This is a genomic window from Acidovorax temperans (assembly GCF_028596105.1).
Classification (GTDB): Bacteria; Pseudomonadota; Gammaproteobacteria; order Burkholderiales; family Burkholderiaceae_C; genus Acidovorax; species Acidovorax temperans.
This window is the reverse complement of sequence record NZ_CP117193.1, coordinates 325,001-340,134: the sequence shown is the minus strand read 5'-3', so window position 1 is coordinate 340,134 and position 15,134 is coordinate 325,001. Positions and strand designations below refer to the sequence as shown.

Below are 15,134 nucleotides of genomic sequence, written 5' to 3'. Positions count from 1 at the left end.
CGTTTGTACCGCTGCAATTTGTTTCAGCCGATAACCTATTGGTATTAGTCGCAAGCCACTCCAGAGGAGAGCCAGCGCGCCCGATCAGGGTAACTACTTAGACTCCAAGGGGCCATGCGGCACACTCTCAACCGCCCCACAGGCCCCATCCACGTTTCCCACCGCACGCAGCCATGCCCACGCCCCGCCTTCGCCAGTTCTGGACGCTGCTGATCCTGCTCACCGGCACCGTGGCCAGCATGTTCGCGGGCAGCCAGTGGGCCTGGCAGCGGTCACTGCACGCCGAAAGCGACAGCGTGCAACGCCAGCTGGCCCTGTACGGGCAGACGCTGACCCAGCGCATCGACCGCTACCGCACCCTGCCCGAAGTGCTGGCGCTGGACGCGCAATTGCAAGACGCCCTGCGCCGCCCTCTGAGCGCCGACGAGGTAGCGCAGCTCAACCGCAAGCTGGAGCAGGCCAACGGCGCCAGCCAGTCGTCCACCCTCACCCTGCTCAACTCAGACGGCTTGGCCGTGGCAGCCAGCAACTGGCGCTCAGCCACCAGCAATGTGGGGCAGGACTACAGCTTTCGCCCCTATGTGCAGCAGGCGCTGGCCCAGGGGCGCGGCAGTTTTTACGGCATCGGCGTCACCACCGGGGTGCCAGGGTACTTTTTGTCGCAGGCCATTCGCGACGACAGCGGTCATACGCTGGGGCTGGTGGTCATCAAGATTGCCTTGCGGGAGCTAGAACGCGAATGGCTGCAAACACCCGACATCGTGCTCGCATCCGACGCCCACGGCGTGGTGTTTCTGGCCAGCCAGGATGCCTGGCGCTACCGGCTGCTGCAACCGCTGAGCGACGAAGAACGCCGCGAATTGAATGCCACCCGGCAATACGCCAACCAGCCCCTGCGCCCCCTGGAAATGCAGGTGGAAGACCGCATGGACAACGGCGGCCGCCTGGTGCGCGTAGCTTCCAGCCCTGATATGCCTGCGCCCGCAGGGCGCGTGCTGTGGCAAAGCCAGACACTGCCCGGCACGCCTTGGCAACTGCACCTGGTGCACGACACGCACAGCAGCCTGGCCGACAGCCGCTGGGCCGGTGCCGCCGGCGCCGGCGGCTGGCTGGCCCTGGCGCTGCTGGTGCTGTTTGTGCGCCAGCGCCAGCGCCTGGCCCGCCTGCGCCAGCGCAGCCGCCAGGAGCTGGAGACCGTGCTGCAACAGCACGCGCAAGAGCTGCGCACCGCACAAGACGGCATCGTGCAGGCCGCCCAGCAAGCCGCGCAGCAGACGGACACAGGCCTCTCGCGCAGCCTGGAGCACCTGCCCCAGGGCGTGGTCATCATCGACGCAGACCTGAAGCTGGTGGCCTGGAATTCACGCTACGTGCAGCTATTCCGCTACCCGGCGGATCTGATGCAGGTGGGCCGCCCCATTGCCGACCTGCTGCGCCACAACGCGCGCCGGGGCTTGCTGGGCCCGGGCCCGGTGGAAGAAGCCATCGAACGCCGCCTGGCCCACCTGCGCAGCGGCAACCCCCACCTGCACGAAAGCGCCAAAGAAGACGGCACGGTGCTCGAGATCCGCGGCAACCCGCTGCCCGAAGGCGGCTTTGTGACCAGCTACGCCGACATCACCAGCTACAAAAACGCCGCGCGTGAATTGCGTTCGCTGGCCGATGCGCTGGAACAGCGCGTGGCTGACCGCACCCGCGACCTGGACGTGGCCCGCCAAGAGGCCGAGCGCGCCAACCGCTCCAAAACCCGCTTCGTGGCTGCCGCCGTGCACGACCTGCTGCAGCCCCTGAACGCCGCGCGCATGTTCACCTCGCTCTTGCGCAGCCACCTGCCCGATGAAGCCGGGCGGCACGCGGCCGACAGCATTGAAGGCGCCTTGGCAGCGCAGGATGCCATTCTCAATAGCCTGCTCGATATCTCGCGCATGGAATCGGGCCAGCTCGAAGTGCATATCCGCGACGTACCGCTGGGCCCGCTGCTGCAGGTGCTGGGCCACAACTTTGGCGTGCTGGCCGAAAGCCAGGGCCTGCAACTGCGCTGCGTGCCCACCCGCGCCGTGGTGCGCACCGACGAAAACCTGCTGCGCCGCATATTGCAGAACTTCGTCTCCAACGCCATCCGCTACAGCCGGCGCGGGCGCATCGTGGTGGGCTGCCGCAGGGCGGGAAACCACCTGCGCATCGAGGTGCACGACCAGGGCCCCGGCATTCCCGAGGCACTGCAACGCGAAATCTTTGAAGAATTCCGCCGCCTGGACGAAGGCCGCGCCGACGACCGGGGCGCAGGCCTGGGCCTGGCCATTGTCGAACGCCTGGGCCGCCTGCTGGGGCATGAAATTGGCCTGCGCTCGCAACTGGGGCGCGGCAGCGTTTTCTGGGTCTGCGTGCCGCTGGGCGACCCGGCAGCAGCGCAACCCCCATCTGCCCCCACCACCGCGCAGCCCGTATCAGACGACGCTCCGCTGCAAGGCAGCAGCGCCTGGGTGATCGAAGACGACGGCCCCACCTGCGCCGCCACGCGGGCCTTGCTGCAACGCTGGGGCTGCGACGTACCTCTGGCGGGCGGCGCGCCACAGGCACTGGAGCAGGCCCGCCCAGGGCAGGCGCCACAGCTGGTATTGCTGGATGTGCACTTGGGCGCGGGTTACCAGGGGCCGGAGGTGTATGCCGAGCTGTGCCAACGCTGGGGCCAAAGCCCCGCCGTGATCCTGGTCACCGCCGAGCGCGACGCCACCCTGCGCCGCCAGGCGGCCGAGCGCGGCTGGGGCTTTCTGGCCAAGCCGGTGCGGGCACCGGCGTTGCGGGCGCTGGTGAGCCAGACGCTGCTGCGGTTGAAATAAAGCGCCTCCGCCCGCAAAGGCTGCGCCGGTGGCGGGCACAACGCTGGGTCACGCGGCTGCGTGCCAGCTGTCGGTGGCGCAACGCACTGCCATTCCACTATTATTTTGATAGCTGCTTTCGCTTGATAGATAAGCGCTAGAGGCCATTTTCATTCAAAGCCTGCTTGGCAGACTCAAACAGAGCCGCCGTCCTCAGTCTCCAGGCTTTTCACCAGCACCGCCGCCTGCGTACGGCTGTAGCACTCCAGTTTTTTCAAGATGGCGGTGACATGCACCTTGACGGTGTTTTCGGCCAGGCCCAGTTCGGCGGCGATCTGTTTGTTCAGCAGGCCGTCGGCCAGGCACAGCAGCACGCGGAACTGCTGGGGGGTGAGCTGCGCGAGGCGGGCGGCCAGTTCGGCGTCGGCTTCGGAGCGCTCGGCCGCCATGGGCGGGAACCAGCTGCCACCGTCGAGCACGGCCTCGATGGCTTCGCCCATGGCGTCGGCGGGGGCGGATTTGGGGATGAAGCCCGCCGCGCCAAACTGCTGCGCACGGCGGATGACGCGGGGGTGGTCGTTGGACGAGATGATGACCACGGGCACCTCGGGGTACTCGCCGCGCACATGCAGCAGGGCTGAAAAGCCGCGGGCGCCGGGCATGCTCAGGTCCAGCAGCACCAGCTCGATCTCGGGGTGCTCTTGCAGCGCCTGGCCCAGGGTGGCGGCGCTGGCGGCCTCCAGGGTGCGGAATTGGGGCAGGCGCCCCTGCAGCACGTGCAGCACGGCGGCGCGGAACAGGGGGTGGTCGTCTGCGACGAGGAGCGTGGGCTCAGTCATGGGCTCAGTCTGCCACGGGGCGCGCGGGCGGGGTGGGGCGAAGGGTCATCACCGCCCCTGCCAGAAGGCGGGCTGCGCGTATTGCTGCTTGAGGTATTCGATCCACAGCCGCACCCGCAGGGGCATGTGCTTGCGCTGGGGAAACACCACGTAAATGCCGTTGGGCGGGGCGGCAAAGTCGGCCAGCACCTCTACCAGGCGGCCTGCGGCGATCTCGGCCTCGACCTCCCAGGTGCTGCGCCAGGCAATGCCGTAGCCCGAAAGGCACCAGTCGTGCAGCACCTGGCCGTCGGAGCAATCGAGCGGGCCACCGGGCTTGAGGTAGCCCACCTCAGTGCCGCCCCCTTCGGTGGGCATGCGAAACGCCCAGCCCCGGATCTGCGAGGCTTCGCTGGACAGCGTGAGGCAGTCAAACTGCAGCAGGTCGCTGGGGTGGCGCGGCGTGCCGTGGCGCTGCAAATAGGCGGGGGTGGCCACGCACAGGCGGCGGTTGTCGGCAATGCGCACGCTCACCAGCGATGAGTCGGGCAGGTCGCCCACGCGCACGGCGCAGTCGTAGCCCTCGCCCGCCATGTCCACCACGCGGTCGCTGAGATTCAGCGAGATGGTCACATCGGGGTGCAGTTCGCGAAAACGCGGCACCAGCGGCGCCACATGGCGGCGGCCAAAGCCAGCCGGGGCGGTGATGCGCAGGTGCCCCGTGGCCTTCACGCCGCCTTCGGACACACTGGCCTCGGCATTGGCCACATCGGCCAGCACGCGCTGGCAGTCTTCCAAAAAGGCGCTGCCTTCGTGCGTGAGGCTGATGCGCCGGGTGGTGCGCACCAGCAGCTTGACGCCCAGGTGGGCTTCCAGCGCGTCCAGCCGGCGGCCCATGATGGCCGGGGCCACGCCTTCGGCCTTGGCAGCGGCCGTCAAACTGCCGCGTGTGGCCACAGAGACGAACGATTCAAACGCTTTGAGTTTGTCCATGCCCGCACTTTTGCATAAAAGTCATTGGTTTTAAGATTTTCTTCGTCTTTATATCTTCAAACATTTGCAATACAGTGGCCTACAAGCTAACCACTGGCATCTTTGCCACCAGGCAGCAAACCCGTTTTTCAACCATTGTTCAAGGCACCCTCCATGACCGACCGCACCACCGTCCACGGCCTGCAAGTGGCTACTTCCCTGTTCCGCTTTGTCGAAGACAAGGTGCTGCCCGGCACGGGCGTGGACAGTTCCGCCTTCTGGAAGGGCTTTGACGCCATCGTGGCCGACCTGGCCCCGCGCAACATCGCCCTGCTGGCCGAGCGCGACCGCCTGCAGACCGAGCTGGACACCTGGCACAAAGCCAACCCCGGCCCCATCAAGGACATGGTGGCCTACCGCAGCTTTCTCGAAAAGATCGGCTACCTGGTGCCCCAGCCTGCCGAGGTGAAGGCCACCACCACCAATGTGGACGACGAACTGGCTACGCAGGCCGGCCCCCAGCTGGTGGTGCCCATCCTGAACGCCCGCTATGCACTGAACGCCGCCAACGCCCGCTGGGGCAGCCTGTATGACGCGCTGTATGGCACAGACGCCATCAGCGAAGAAGGCGGCGCTGAAAAGGGCAAGGGCTACAACCCCGTGCGCGGCGCCAAGGTGATCGCGTTTGCACGCCAGGTGCTGGACGACACGGCCCCTCTGGCCACCGGCTCGCACAAAGATTCGACAGGCTATCGCGTGGAAGGCGGCCAGTTGGTCGTTTCGCTTGCCAACGGCAGCACCACAGGCTTGAAAGACGCCTCGCAGTTCAAGGGCTACCAGGGCAACGCAGCTGCACCTTCGTCGGTGCTGTTGCAACACAACGGCCTGCACCTCGATATCCAGATCGACCGCAGCACGCCCATCGGCCAGTCTGATGCCGCCGGCGTGAGCGACCTGGTGCTGGAAGCGGCGCTGTCCACCATCCTCGACCTGGAAGACTCTGTGGCCGCCGTGGACGCCGAAGACAAGGTGCTGGGCTACAGCAACTGGCTGGGCATCATCCAGGCCACGCTGACTGAGCAGGTCACCAAGGGTGGCAAGACCTTCACGCGCGGCCTGAACGCGGACCGCATTTACACAGCGCCAAACGCGGGAACCGGCAGTCAAGCTGCCGGGGGCGGCGAAGTGCGCCTGCATGGCCGCTCGCTGATGTTCCTGCGCAATGTGGGCCATCTGATGACGAACCCCGCCATCCTGTGGACCGACGCCCAGGGCGCGCAGCGCGAAATTCCTGAAGGCATCATGGATGCGGTGGTCACCACCACCATCGCCCTGCACGACCTGCAAGGCCATGGACAAAACGGCATTCGCAACAGCCGCAAGGGCAGCGTCTACATCGTCAAGCCCAAGATGCACGGCCCCGCCGAGGTGGCTTTTGCCGCCGAGCTATTCAGCCGCGTCGAAAAGCTGCTGGGCCTGCCCGACAGCACCGTGAAGCTGGGCATCATGGACGAGGAGCGCCGCACCTCCGTCAACCTCAAGGCCTGCATTGCCGCCGCATCGAGCCGCGTGGCCTTCATCAACACCGGCTTCCTGGACCGCACGGGCGACGAGATACACACCGCCATGCACGCCGGCCCCATGGTGCGCAAGGGCGACATGAAGACCAGCGCCTGGATCCAAGCCTACGAGAAGAACAACGTGCTGGTGGGCCTCTCCTGCGGCCTGCGCGGCAAGGCACAGATCGGCAAGGGCATGTGGGCCATGCCCGACCTGATGGCCGAGATGCTCAAGCAAAAGATTGCTCACCCCAAGGCCGGTGCCAACACCGCCTGGGTGCCCAGCCCCACGGGCGCCACGCTGCACGCCCTGCACTACCACCAGGTGAAGGTGAGCGACATCCAGATCGAGCTGGAAAAGACCGATGTGAACGCCGAGCGCGACAACCTGCTGACCGGCCTGCTCACCGTGCCCGTGGCCGCCAGCCCCAACTGGAGCGACGCCGAGAAGCAGCAGGAGCTGGACAACAACGCGCAGGGCATCCTGGGCTACGTGGTGCGCTGGGTGGACCAGGGCGTGGGCTGCTCCAAGGTGCCCGACATCAACGACGTGGGCCTGATGGAAGACCGCGCCACGCTGCGCATCAGCAGCCAGCACATGGCCAACTGGCTGCACCATGGCGTGGTGACGGAAGCCCAGGTGCGCGAAACCTTCGAGCGTATGGCCGCCAAGGTGGACAAGCAGAACGAAGGTGACCCCCTCTACAAGCCCATGGCGGGCCACTTCGACACCAGCATGGCCTACCAGGCCGCCTGCGATCTGGTCTTCAAGGGCCTGGAGCAACCCAGCGGCTACACCGAGCCACTGCTGCACGCCTGGCGCCTGAAGCTCAAGGCCTCGGCACGACAGGGCAATCGCATCTAAAAGTGCGCCTTAAACCCGGCGACACTGCAGCGCTTGAGTCACTTGCCAAACGCTGTTGAGATGAGCCTGCTGCAACACCTGCAAAACATCCCCGATCCCCGCGTGCAGCGCACACGCCGCCACGAACTGCAATCGATCCTGGTAGTGGCGCTGTGCGCCACCATCGCAGGCGCAGACAACTGCGTAGAGATGGCCGAGTTCGGTCAGCAACACCAAGACTGGTTTGAGCGCTTGGTGCCGCTGCCCTCGGGCATTGCCTCGCACGATACCTTTGCACGGGTGTTTCGCCTGCTCGATGCCAAAGAGTTGGAGCGGGCCTGCCAACAATGGCTCGCCCAGGTAGCAGGCAGGGTACACGGCACGGTGGCCATTGACGGTAAAAGCGTGCGCGGCAGCAGCAAAGCAGATGCTCGCAGGCCACTGCACATGGTCAGCGCCTGGGCGGCAGACATGGGACTGCTGCTGGGCCAGTGCAAGGTCGATGGCAAGAGCAACGAGATCACTGCCATTCCCGAGCTGCTGCGCTTGCTGCACCTCAAAGGCTGCATCGTCACCATCGATGCCATCGGCTGCCAAAAAAGCATCGCCGGGCAACTGCACGAGCATGGCGCGGACTATGTGCTGAGTCTCAAGGGCAACCAGCGACACATGCACCAAGTGGTGCAAAAGCACTTTGAAGTGCAGGATAGCCAGGAGCGGTTCGAGGAGAACACCTATACCGAGAGCTGCAGCGGGCACGGGCGCCAGGAACTACGCAGCTACCGGCTCAGCCCTGTGCCTGAGGCGTTACAGCGAGCAGCAGCCCACTGGCCGGGGCTGGCCTGCGTGGTGCAGGTCGTGCGCAGGCGCCAGCAAGCGGGAAGCGAGGCCAGCGAAGAAGTCAGCTATTACCTGAGCAGCTTGCCAGCGCACACGCCCGCGAAGGTGCTGGCGCACAGCATCCGAGCGCACTGGAGCGTGGAGAACCAGTTGCACTGGAGTTTGGACGTAGCGATGCGCGAGGATGCGGCGCAGTCATACAAGGATCAAAGTCCGCACAACCAAACGGTGCTCAGACGCATGGCGCTGCAGGTGCTCAAGAATGACACCTCGGTGAAGATCGGCTTGCAGGCCAAGCGCAAGCGGGCGGGGTGGAGTCTGGGCTATCTGGAACTCCTCTTGGGCATCTCCGTTTAGATGCGATTGCCCTGCTCGGCACGATGAGATGCTATTGATTAAATAGCTAGCTGCGCTTATTCCGTAAGCGCTACAGGCTGTTTTATTGATAAGCCAACGGCACCTTCGGGTGCCGTTTTTGTTGGCTAACCTGCTCGACTATGGAGACATCGCTTCGCCACGCTCGCTCGCGCCTGAATTGAGGCCTGGAGTAGAGGTGGCTCTGGCCTAGCAGGGTTGCCACCAGAAAGATCCAACACCGTCGCAACACAACACGCTGCCGAATCATCAAAAACGGTAGGGCCGACAGATGGGTGCGATGAAACCCCTCTGGCAAAGATGTGGTGCCACCTGTGCCAACATTGGTGGGTTAGAACATGAGTGCCTTGCAGACTCCAAATTCGCTACTATTTTTGTAGCTATCAGTGCTTGATCAATAAGCGCCAAAGCCATTTTTCTTTTAAAGTGGCCGCAAGCACTGGCAAGATCTGCACCCCACAGCGGCTGATGGCCCTCGCCCTTTTGTGAATACGACCCTTCCCTCCTACGCGCAAACCTGCCCCGCCTGCGGCCAACCCAACGGCTGCGCGATCGCCGCGGGCGGCGAGGCGGCAGACTGCTGGTGCATGAAGACCACAGTGTCACGCACCGCCCTCGAACAGTTGCCTGCGAATGAGCGGGGCCAGCGCTGCATCTGCCCGGTGTGCGCACGCGCTGGCGCACCTGCTGGCGATGGTTCCGAAGGTGCCCCAGAGCCTCATCGGCCTCCCTTATGATCGTTTTTTTGCCTGAGGAGCATCCCCATGCCGACGTACCACATTGAAATGATGGAAGGCCGCACGGTCGAACAGAAGAAAAAACTGGTGGAGGAAATCACCCGTGTGTCCGTAGAAGTGCTTGGCGGCACGCCCGAGATGGTGGACATCCTGATCACCGACGTCAAACGCGAAAACTGGGCCACGGGCGGCAAGCTCTGGCTGGAACGGACATCCTGAGTCTTCTGTAGTTTTCATGGATCCTGAGCGCAGTCCACACCTCTAAACTCTTCATGACCCACGTTCCAGGATCGTTGTCCTTGCTGCGCGAGCGCTATGGCGAGCGCTACCGGTGGTTGCTGCTGCTGTCAGTGATGGTCGGGACCATGGCATCCATCATGTCCTCCACCATCGTCAACGTGGCGATTCCGGACATGAGCCACTACTTCACGCTGGGCCAGGAGCGGGCGCAGTGGGTCACATCGGGGTTCATGGTGGCCACTACGGTATCCATGCTCACCACACCGTGGCTGCTGTCACGCTATGGCTACCGCGCCACCTATGTGGGGGCCATGCTGCTCTTGCTGGCTGGCGGTGTGGGGGGCGGACTGGCCCGTGATTTTGGCCTGGTGCTGGCCGCGCGCGTGGCCGAGGGCTTGGCGGCAGGCGTTGTGCAACCTATCCCTGCCGTCATCATCTTGTACGCATTCCAGCCCCACGAGCAGGGCCGCGCCAGCGGCATTTTTGGCATGGGGGTGGTGCTGGCCCCCGCCCTGGGCCCCAGCATTGGCGGCCTGCTGGTGGACTGGTTTGGCTGGCGTTCGATTTTTTTCATGGTGGTGCCGTTGTGCCTGGCATCGCTCTGGCTGGCCTATAAGTTTGTACCTGCTAGCGCGCCTGGCGGCGTGGAACCTAACCGCCAGGGCGAAGCGCTGGACTGGCGCGGCCTGCTGCTCGGCACCGTGGGCACGCTGTGCCTGCTCAACGGACTCGTGTCACTGCACGGTGGCTCTATGGCCGAGGCGACGACCCTGCTCGCCATCGCAGTGGTGTGTGTGGCAGCGTTCATCGGCTGGCAACGCCGACTCATCCAACGCGGCCGCAAACCTTTGATGGACTTGCGGCTGTTCCAGTATCGACAATTTGCCATGGGCAGTGTGGTGGCCTTCATCTACGGCACCGCCCTGTTCGGTTCGACTTACCTGCTCCCGGTTTATATGCAGCTGGGGCTGGAGTTGTCTGCGTCACACGTCGGCACCTTGATGCTGCCCGCCGGCTTTGTACTGGCCGTCACCATCGCCCTCGTGGGCCGCCTGGCAGATAGGCAGCCCACGCATTTTCTGGTCAGTATTGGGTTGGGGCTGCTGGCGCTGTCTTTCGGCCTTATGGTGTTTGTCAGCCTGGGCTCTTCACTATGGATGCTGGTGGCCTTTGCCATCCTTGGGCGCATCGGTCTGGGCTTCATCCTGCCATCGCTCAATTTGGGAGCCATGCGTCCGCTGGACAAATCGCTGATTTCTCAAGGGTCGAGCGCCATCGGTTTCTTGCGCATGCTCGGTGGTGCGGCTGGGGTCAGCCTGTGCGGCATCGTTTTGGAATGGCGCCTGACCGCCCATGGCGTTTCCCTCGCCACCGGGGCTAGCACCCCTGCACGTATCACCGCCTTCGGCGAGACGTTTTTGATGCTGACCTTGCTCTGCCTGATCGCGTTGGTAGCAGCCTGGCAACTGCGCGCACCCAAGCCGGAGTGAGTCAGGGCAATGCGCCCCTTTGCGGGTGCATCATCGTGTCTGCATCAAGTCCATTCAACCAAGAAACGGAATACCCCCATGTGCCAACTGCTCGGCATGAACTGCAATGTCCCTACCGATTTGACCTTCAGCTTCACAGGCTTCGCCCAACGGGGCGGGAAGACAGACCACCACAGCGACGGCTGGGGAATCGCTTTCTTTGAAGACAAGGGCTTGAGGCACTTTGTAGACCACCAAGCGGCGGTGGAATCACCTGTGGCAGAGCTGATCCGCCGGTATCCCATCAAAAGCAAAAACGTCATCGCCCATATCCGCAAGGCCACTCAGGGGGTGGTCAGTCTGCAGAACTGCCACCCTTTTGTGCGTGAGCTTTGGGGGCGCTACTGGGTCTTCGCCCACAACGGCGACCTCAAAGACTTTCGCCCTCGCCTACATTCGCATTTCCGCCCCGTGGGAGACACCGACAGCGAACATGCTTTCTGCTGGATCATGCAGGAACTGGCGAAATCTCACGCCAGCGTACCGTCCATCCCAGAGCTGACCTTGACCCTCAAAGAACTGGCCGCCCGCATCAGCCCGCACGGCACGTTCAACTTTTTGCTCTCCAACGGACAAGCACTGTGGGCCCATGCCACCACAAGTCTCTATTACCTGGAGCGCCGTCATCCGTTTGGGGAAGCACACCTGAGTGACGAAGATCTCAAGCTCGACTTTTCCCAAGAGACGAGCGAGAAGGATGAGGTGTCAGTGGTGGTAACGAGTCCACTGACAAGGAACGAGGCATGGAAGGCGTTTGGGAGTGGAGAGCTGGTGGTGTTTAGCGAAGGCAGGCGGCTGGCTGTTTAGGCCAAGCTAAAACCACCAAGTTCAGTGACGGGGCTATGAACTTTGAGCGTTGCAGAGTTTTGTCCCGCAAAATGATCTTGCCTTGGAGCCCAATCAGACTGGAATCCGCAAAGCAAAACGCCCCTGTACTCGAATGAGCACAGGGGCGGTTTGGGCTGTAAGAGCCTGACGATGACCTACTTTCACACGGGAACCCGCACTATCATCGGCGCAAAGTCGTTTCACTGTCCTGTTCGGGATGGGAAGGAGTGGTACCAACTTGCTATGGTCATCAGGCATAACTTGGTGCTAAGCAGTCTTGGGACTGCTCGGCGAATTCATAGAGTTTGGAATCAGGTTTTTGTATTTGACTGCGTCTAACTTGGCATAACAGACTTTGAGCTTTTGCACTGAAGTGCATTGGCTATCAGAGTTATAGGGTCAAGCCGCACGAGCAATTAGTACTGGTTAGCTTAACGCATTACTGCGCTTCCACACCCAGCCTATCAACGTCCTGGTCTTGAACGACTCTTTAGGGGGCTCAAGGCCCCGGCAGATCTCATCTTGAAACGAGTTTCCCGCTTAGATGCTTTCAGCGGTTATCTCTTCCACACTTAGCTACTCGGCAATGCCACTGGCGTGACAACCGATACACCAGAGGTGTGTCCACTCCGGTCCTCTCGTACTAGGAGCAGGCTTCCTCAAATCTGCAGCGCCCACGGAAGATAGGGACCAAACTGTCTCACGACGTTTTAAACCCAGCTCACGTACCTCTTTAAATGGCGAACAGCCATACCCTTGGGACCGGCTACAGCCCCAGGATGAGATGAGCCGACATCGAGGTGCCAAACACCGCCGTCGATATGAACTCTTGGGCGGTATCAGCCTGTTATCCCCAGAGTACCTTTTATCCGTTGAGCGATGGCCCTTCCATACAGAACCACCGGATCACTATGTCCTGCTTTCGCATCTGCTCGACTTGTCAGTCTCGCAGTTAAGCACGCTTATGCCATTGCACTATCGTCACGATGTCCGACCGTAACTAGCGTACCTTCGAACTCCTCCGTTACGCTTTGGGAGGAGACCGCCCCAGTCAAACTGCCTACCATGCACTGTCCCCGATCCAGATAATGGACCTAGGTTAGAACCTCAAACACACCAGGGTGGTATTTCAACGTTGGCTCCATGAGAACTAGCGTCCTCACTTCAAAGCCTCCCACCTATCCTACACAGATCTGTTCAAAGTCCAATACAAAGCTACAGTAAAGGTTCATGGGGTCTTTCCGTCTTTCCGCGGGGAGATTGCATCATCACAAACATTTCAACTTCGCTGAGTCTCAGGAGGAGACAGTGTGGCCATCGTTACGCCATTCGTGCAGGTCGGAACTTACCCGACAAGGAATTTCGCTACCTTAGGACCGTTATAGTTACGGCCGCCGTTTACTGGGACTTCAATCAAGAGCTTGCACCCCATCATTTAATCTTCCAGCACCGGGCAGGCGTCACACCCTATACGTCCACTTTCGTGTTTGCAGAGTGCTGTGTTTTTATTAAACAGTCGCAGCCACCGATTTTTTGCAACCCCTTTGGGCTCCCTCCGTACGAGTTCACCTACTTGGGGCATACCTTCTCCCGAAGTTACGGTATCAATTTGCCGAGTTCCTTCTCCTGAGTTCTCTCAAGCGCCTTAGAATACTCATCTCGCGCACCAGTGTCGGTTTGCGGTACGGTCGTCAATAGCTGAAGCTTAGTGGCTTTTCCTGGAAGCAGGGTATCACTCACTTCGTCTGCAAGCAGACTCGTTATCACCCCTCATCTAAGCCCGGCGGATTTGCCTACCAGGCACGACTACAGGCTTGAACCAACATATCCAACAGTTGGCTGAGCTAACCTTCTCCGTCCCCACATCGCACTATTGATCGGTACAGGAATATTGACCTGTTTCCCATCAGCTACGCATCTCTGCCTCGCCTTAGGGGCCGACTCACTCTACGCCGATGAACGTTGCGTAGAAAACCTTGCGCTTACGGCGAGGGGGCTTTTCACCCCCTTTAACGCTACTCATGTCAGCATTCGCACTTCTGATACCTCCAGCATCCGTTACCAGACACCTTCACAGGCCTACAGAACGCTCTCCTACCACGTGCAATAAATTGCACATCCGCAGCTTCGGTAACTGGCTTAGCCCCGTTACATCTTCCGCGCAGGACGACTCGATCAGTGAGCTATTACGCTTTCTTTAAATGATGGCTGCTTCTAAGCCAACATCCTGACTGTTTTAGCCTTCCCACTTCGTTTCCCACTTAGCCAATTTTAGGGACCTTAGCTGGCGGTCTGGGTTGTTTCCCTCTTGAGTCCGGACGTTAGCACCCGGTGCTCTGTCTCCCAAGCTGTACTCTGCGGTATTCGGAGTTTGCATAGGTTTGGTAAGTCGCCATGACCCCCTAGCCTAAACAGTGCTCTACCCCCGCAGGTAATACTTGAGGCACTACCTAAATAGTTTTCGGAGAGAACCAGCTATTTCCAAGTTTGTTTAGCCTTTCACCCCTATCCACAGCTCATCCCCTAGTTTTGCAACACTAGTGGGTTCGGACCTCCAGTACCTGTTACGGCACCTTCATCCTGGCCATGGATAGATCACTTGGTTTCGGGTCTACACCCAGCGACTGATTCGCCCTATTCGGACTCGATTTCTCTACGGCTTCCCTATTCGGTTAACCTTGCCACTGAATGTAAGTCGCTGACCCATTATACAAAAGGTACGCAGTCACCCTTGCGGGCTCCTACTTTTTGTAAGCATGCGGTTTCAGGATCTATTTCACTCCCCTCCCGGGGTTCTTTTCGCCTTTCCCTCACGGTACTGGTTCACTATCGGTCGATTACGAGTATTTAGCCTTGGAGGATGGTCCCCCCATATTCAGACAGGATTTCTCGTGTCCCGCCCTACTTTTCTCTAACTTAGTACCACACGTCTGTTTTCGCATACAGGGCTATCACCTGCTATGGCCGGACTTTCCATTCCGTTTTGCTAACAGTCGTGCTATCACTAGAAGGCTCTTCCGATTTCGCTCGCCACTACTTTCGGAATCTCGGTTGATGTCTTTTCCTCGAGCTACTGAGATGTTTCAGTTCACCCGGTTCGCCTCGCATACCTATGTATTCAGTATGCGATACCTCTTGCGAGGTGGGTTTCCCCATTCAGAAATCTCCGGATCAAAGCTTATTTGCCAGCTCCCCGAAGCTTATCGCAGGCTATCACGTCTTTCGTCGCCTGTAATCGCCAAGGCATCCACCACATGCTCTTAGTCACTTGACCCTATAACTTTGACATCTCTTGCAAGATATCGCCGTCATCTCAAGGACTTGTCAGGTCTTTCACCTGACGCGTTATGCCGTAATGTGAATAATTCTTCGACTCCAGACATTTCTGCCTTTCATCTGAGAACATTCGTCATTACTGAATTTCAATCAGCTTTCGCTTATTGAATATTCGTTTTGACGCAATCAAAAAATTGTCATCAGAGGCACGGTCTGCACTAAACCTTTACGAATGTGCAGTTTCCTCTGACAACTCTGATTCGACTCTATGAATTTTTAAAGAACAGCCGATTGATC

9 protein-coding genes and 2 rRNA genes are annotated in these 15,134 nt (G+C 60.7%); 7 read left to right on the top strand and 4 right to left on the bottom strand.

What is annotated here, in order from left to right; translation table 11 throughout:
- The first annotated feature begins 173 nt into the window (after positions 1–173).
- Positions 174–2,840 carry a hybrid sensor histidine kinase/response regulator gene (locus PQV96_RS01505; protein WP_273624343.1) on the top strand — a complete coding sequence of 889 codons (2,667 nt, stop codon included), beginning with the start codon at positions 174–176 and terminating at the stop codon, positions 2,838–2,840.
- 173 nt (positions 2,841–3,013) lie between these two features.
- Here the strand turns inward: PQV96_RS01505 and PQV96_RS01500 are convergent, their stop codons facing one another.
- Together PQV96_RS01500 and PQV96_RS01495 are read right to left on the bottom strand one after the other, a co-directional pair.
- Positions 3,014–3,658: a LuxR C-terminal-related transcriptional regulator gene (locus PQV96_RS01500; protein ID WP_273624342.1), complete on the bottom strand. Its 645-nt coding sequence runs from the start codon at positions 3,656–3,658 to the stop codon at positions 3,014–3,016.
- Between the two features lie 48 nt (positions 3,659–3,706).
- Positions 3,707–4,630 (bottom strand): LysR family transcriptional regulator, encoded by a 924-nt coding sequence (locus PQV96_RS01495; protein WP_207375249.1) that lies wholly within the window; start codon positions 4,628–4,630, stop codon positions 3,707–3,709.
- A gap of 153 nt (positions 4,631–4,783) precedes the next feature.
- Here PQV96_RS01495 and PQV96_RS01490 point away from each other — a divergent pair, with 153 nt between their 5' ends.
- From PQV96_RS01490 to PQV96_RS01465, 6 genes are all read left to right on the top strand, one after another.
- A complete protein-coding gene (locus PQV96_RS01490; RefSeq protein WP_207375248.1) occupies positions 4,784–7,033 on the top strand; it encodes a malate synthase G in 2,250 nt (749 codons plus the stop codon).
- A 60-nt stretch (positions 7,034–7,093) separates the two neighbouring features.
- Entirely contained in the window at positions 7,094–8,209 is a 1,116-nt protein-coding gene (locus PQV96_RS01485) for an ISAs1 family transposase (protein ID WP_273624341.1), read from the top strand.
- Between the two features lie 503 nt (positions 8,210–8,712).
- The gene (locus PQV96_RS01480; protein ID WP_207375246.1) at positions 8,713–8,964 is read left to right on the top strand and encodes a cysteine-rich CWC family protein; all 252 of its coding nucleotides are present in this window, start codon (positions 8,713–8,715) and stop codon (positions 8,962–8,964) included.
- A gap of 27 nt (positions 8,965–8,991) precedes the next feature.
- Complete coding sequence (locus PQV96_RS01475; protein ID WP_044396727.1) at positions 8,992–9,183, top strand: 4-oxalocrotonate tautomerase; 192 nt, start codon at positions 8,992–8,994, stop codon at positions 9,181–9,183.
- A gap of 53 nt (positions 9,184–9,236) precedes the next feature.
- Positions 9,237–10,694, top strand: a complete 1,458-nt coding sequence (locus PQV96_RS01470; RefSeq protein ID WP_207375245.1) for a DHA2 family efflux MFS transporter permease subunit — start codon at positions 9,237–9,239, stop codon at positions 10,692–10,694.
- A 78-nt stretch (positions 10,695–10,772) separates the two neighbouring features.
- Positions 10,773–11,540: a class II glutamine amidotransferase gene (locus tag PQV96_RS01465; RefSeq protein WP_207375244.1), complete on the top strand. Its 768-nt coding sequence runs from the start codon at positions 10,773–10,775 to the stop codon at positions 11,538–11,540.
- A gap of 163 nt (positions 11,541–11,703) precedes the next feature.
- Here the strand turns inward: PQV96_RS01465 and rrf are convergent.
- Positions 11,704–11,816, bottom strand: a 5S ribosomal RNA gene (rrf, locus tag PQV96_RS01460).
- Positions 11,817–11,956: 140 nt separating this feature from the next.
- Positions 11,957–14,835, bottom strand: a 23S ribosomal RNA gene (locus PQV96_RS01455).
- Positions 14,836–15,134: the final 299 nt, after the last annotated feature.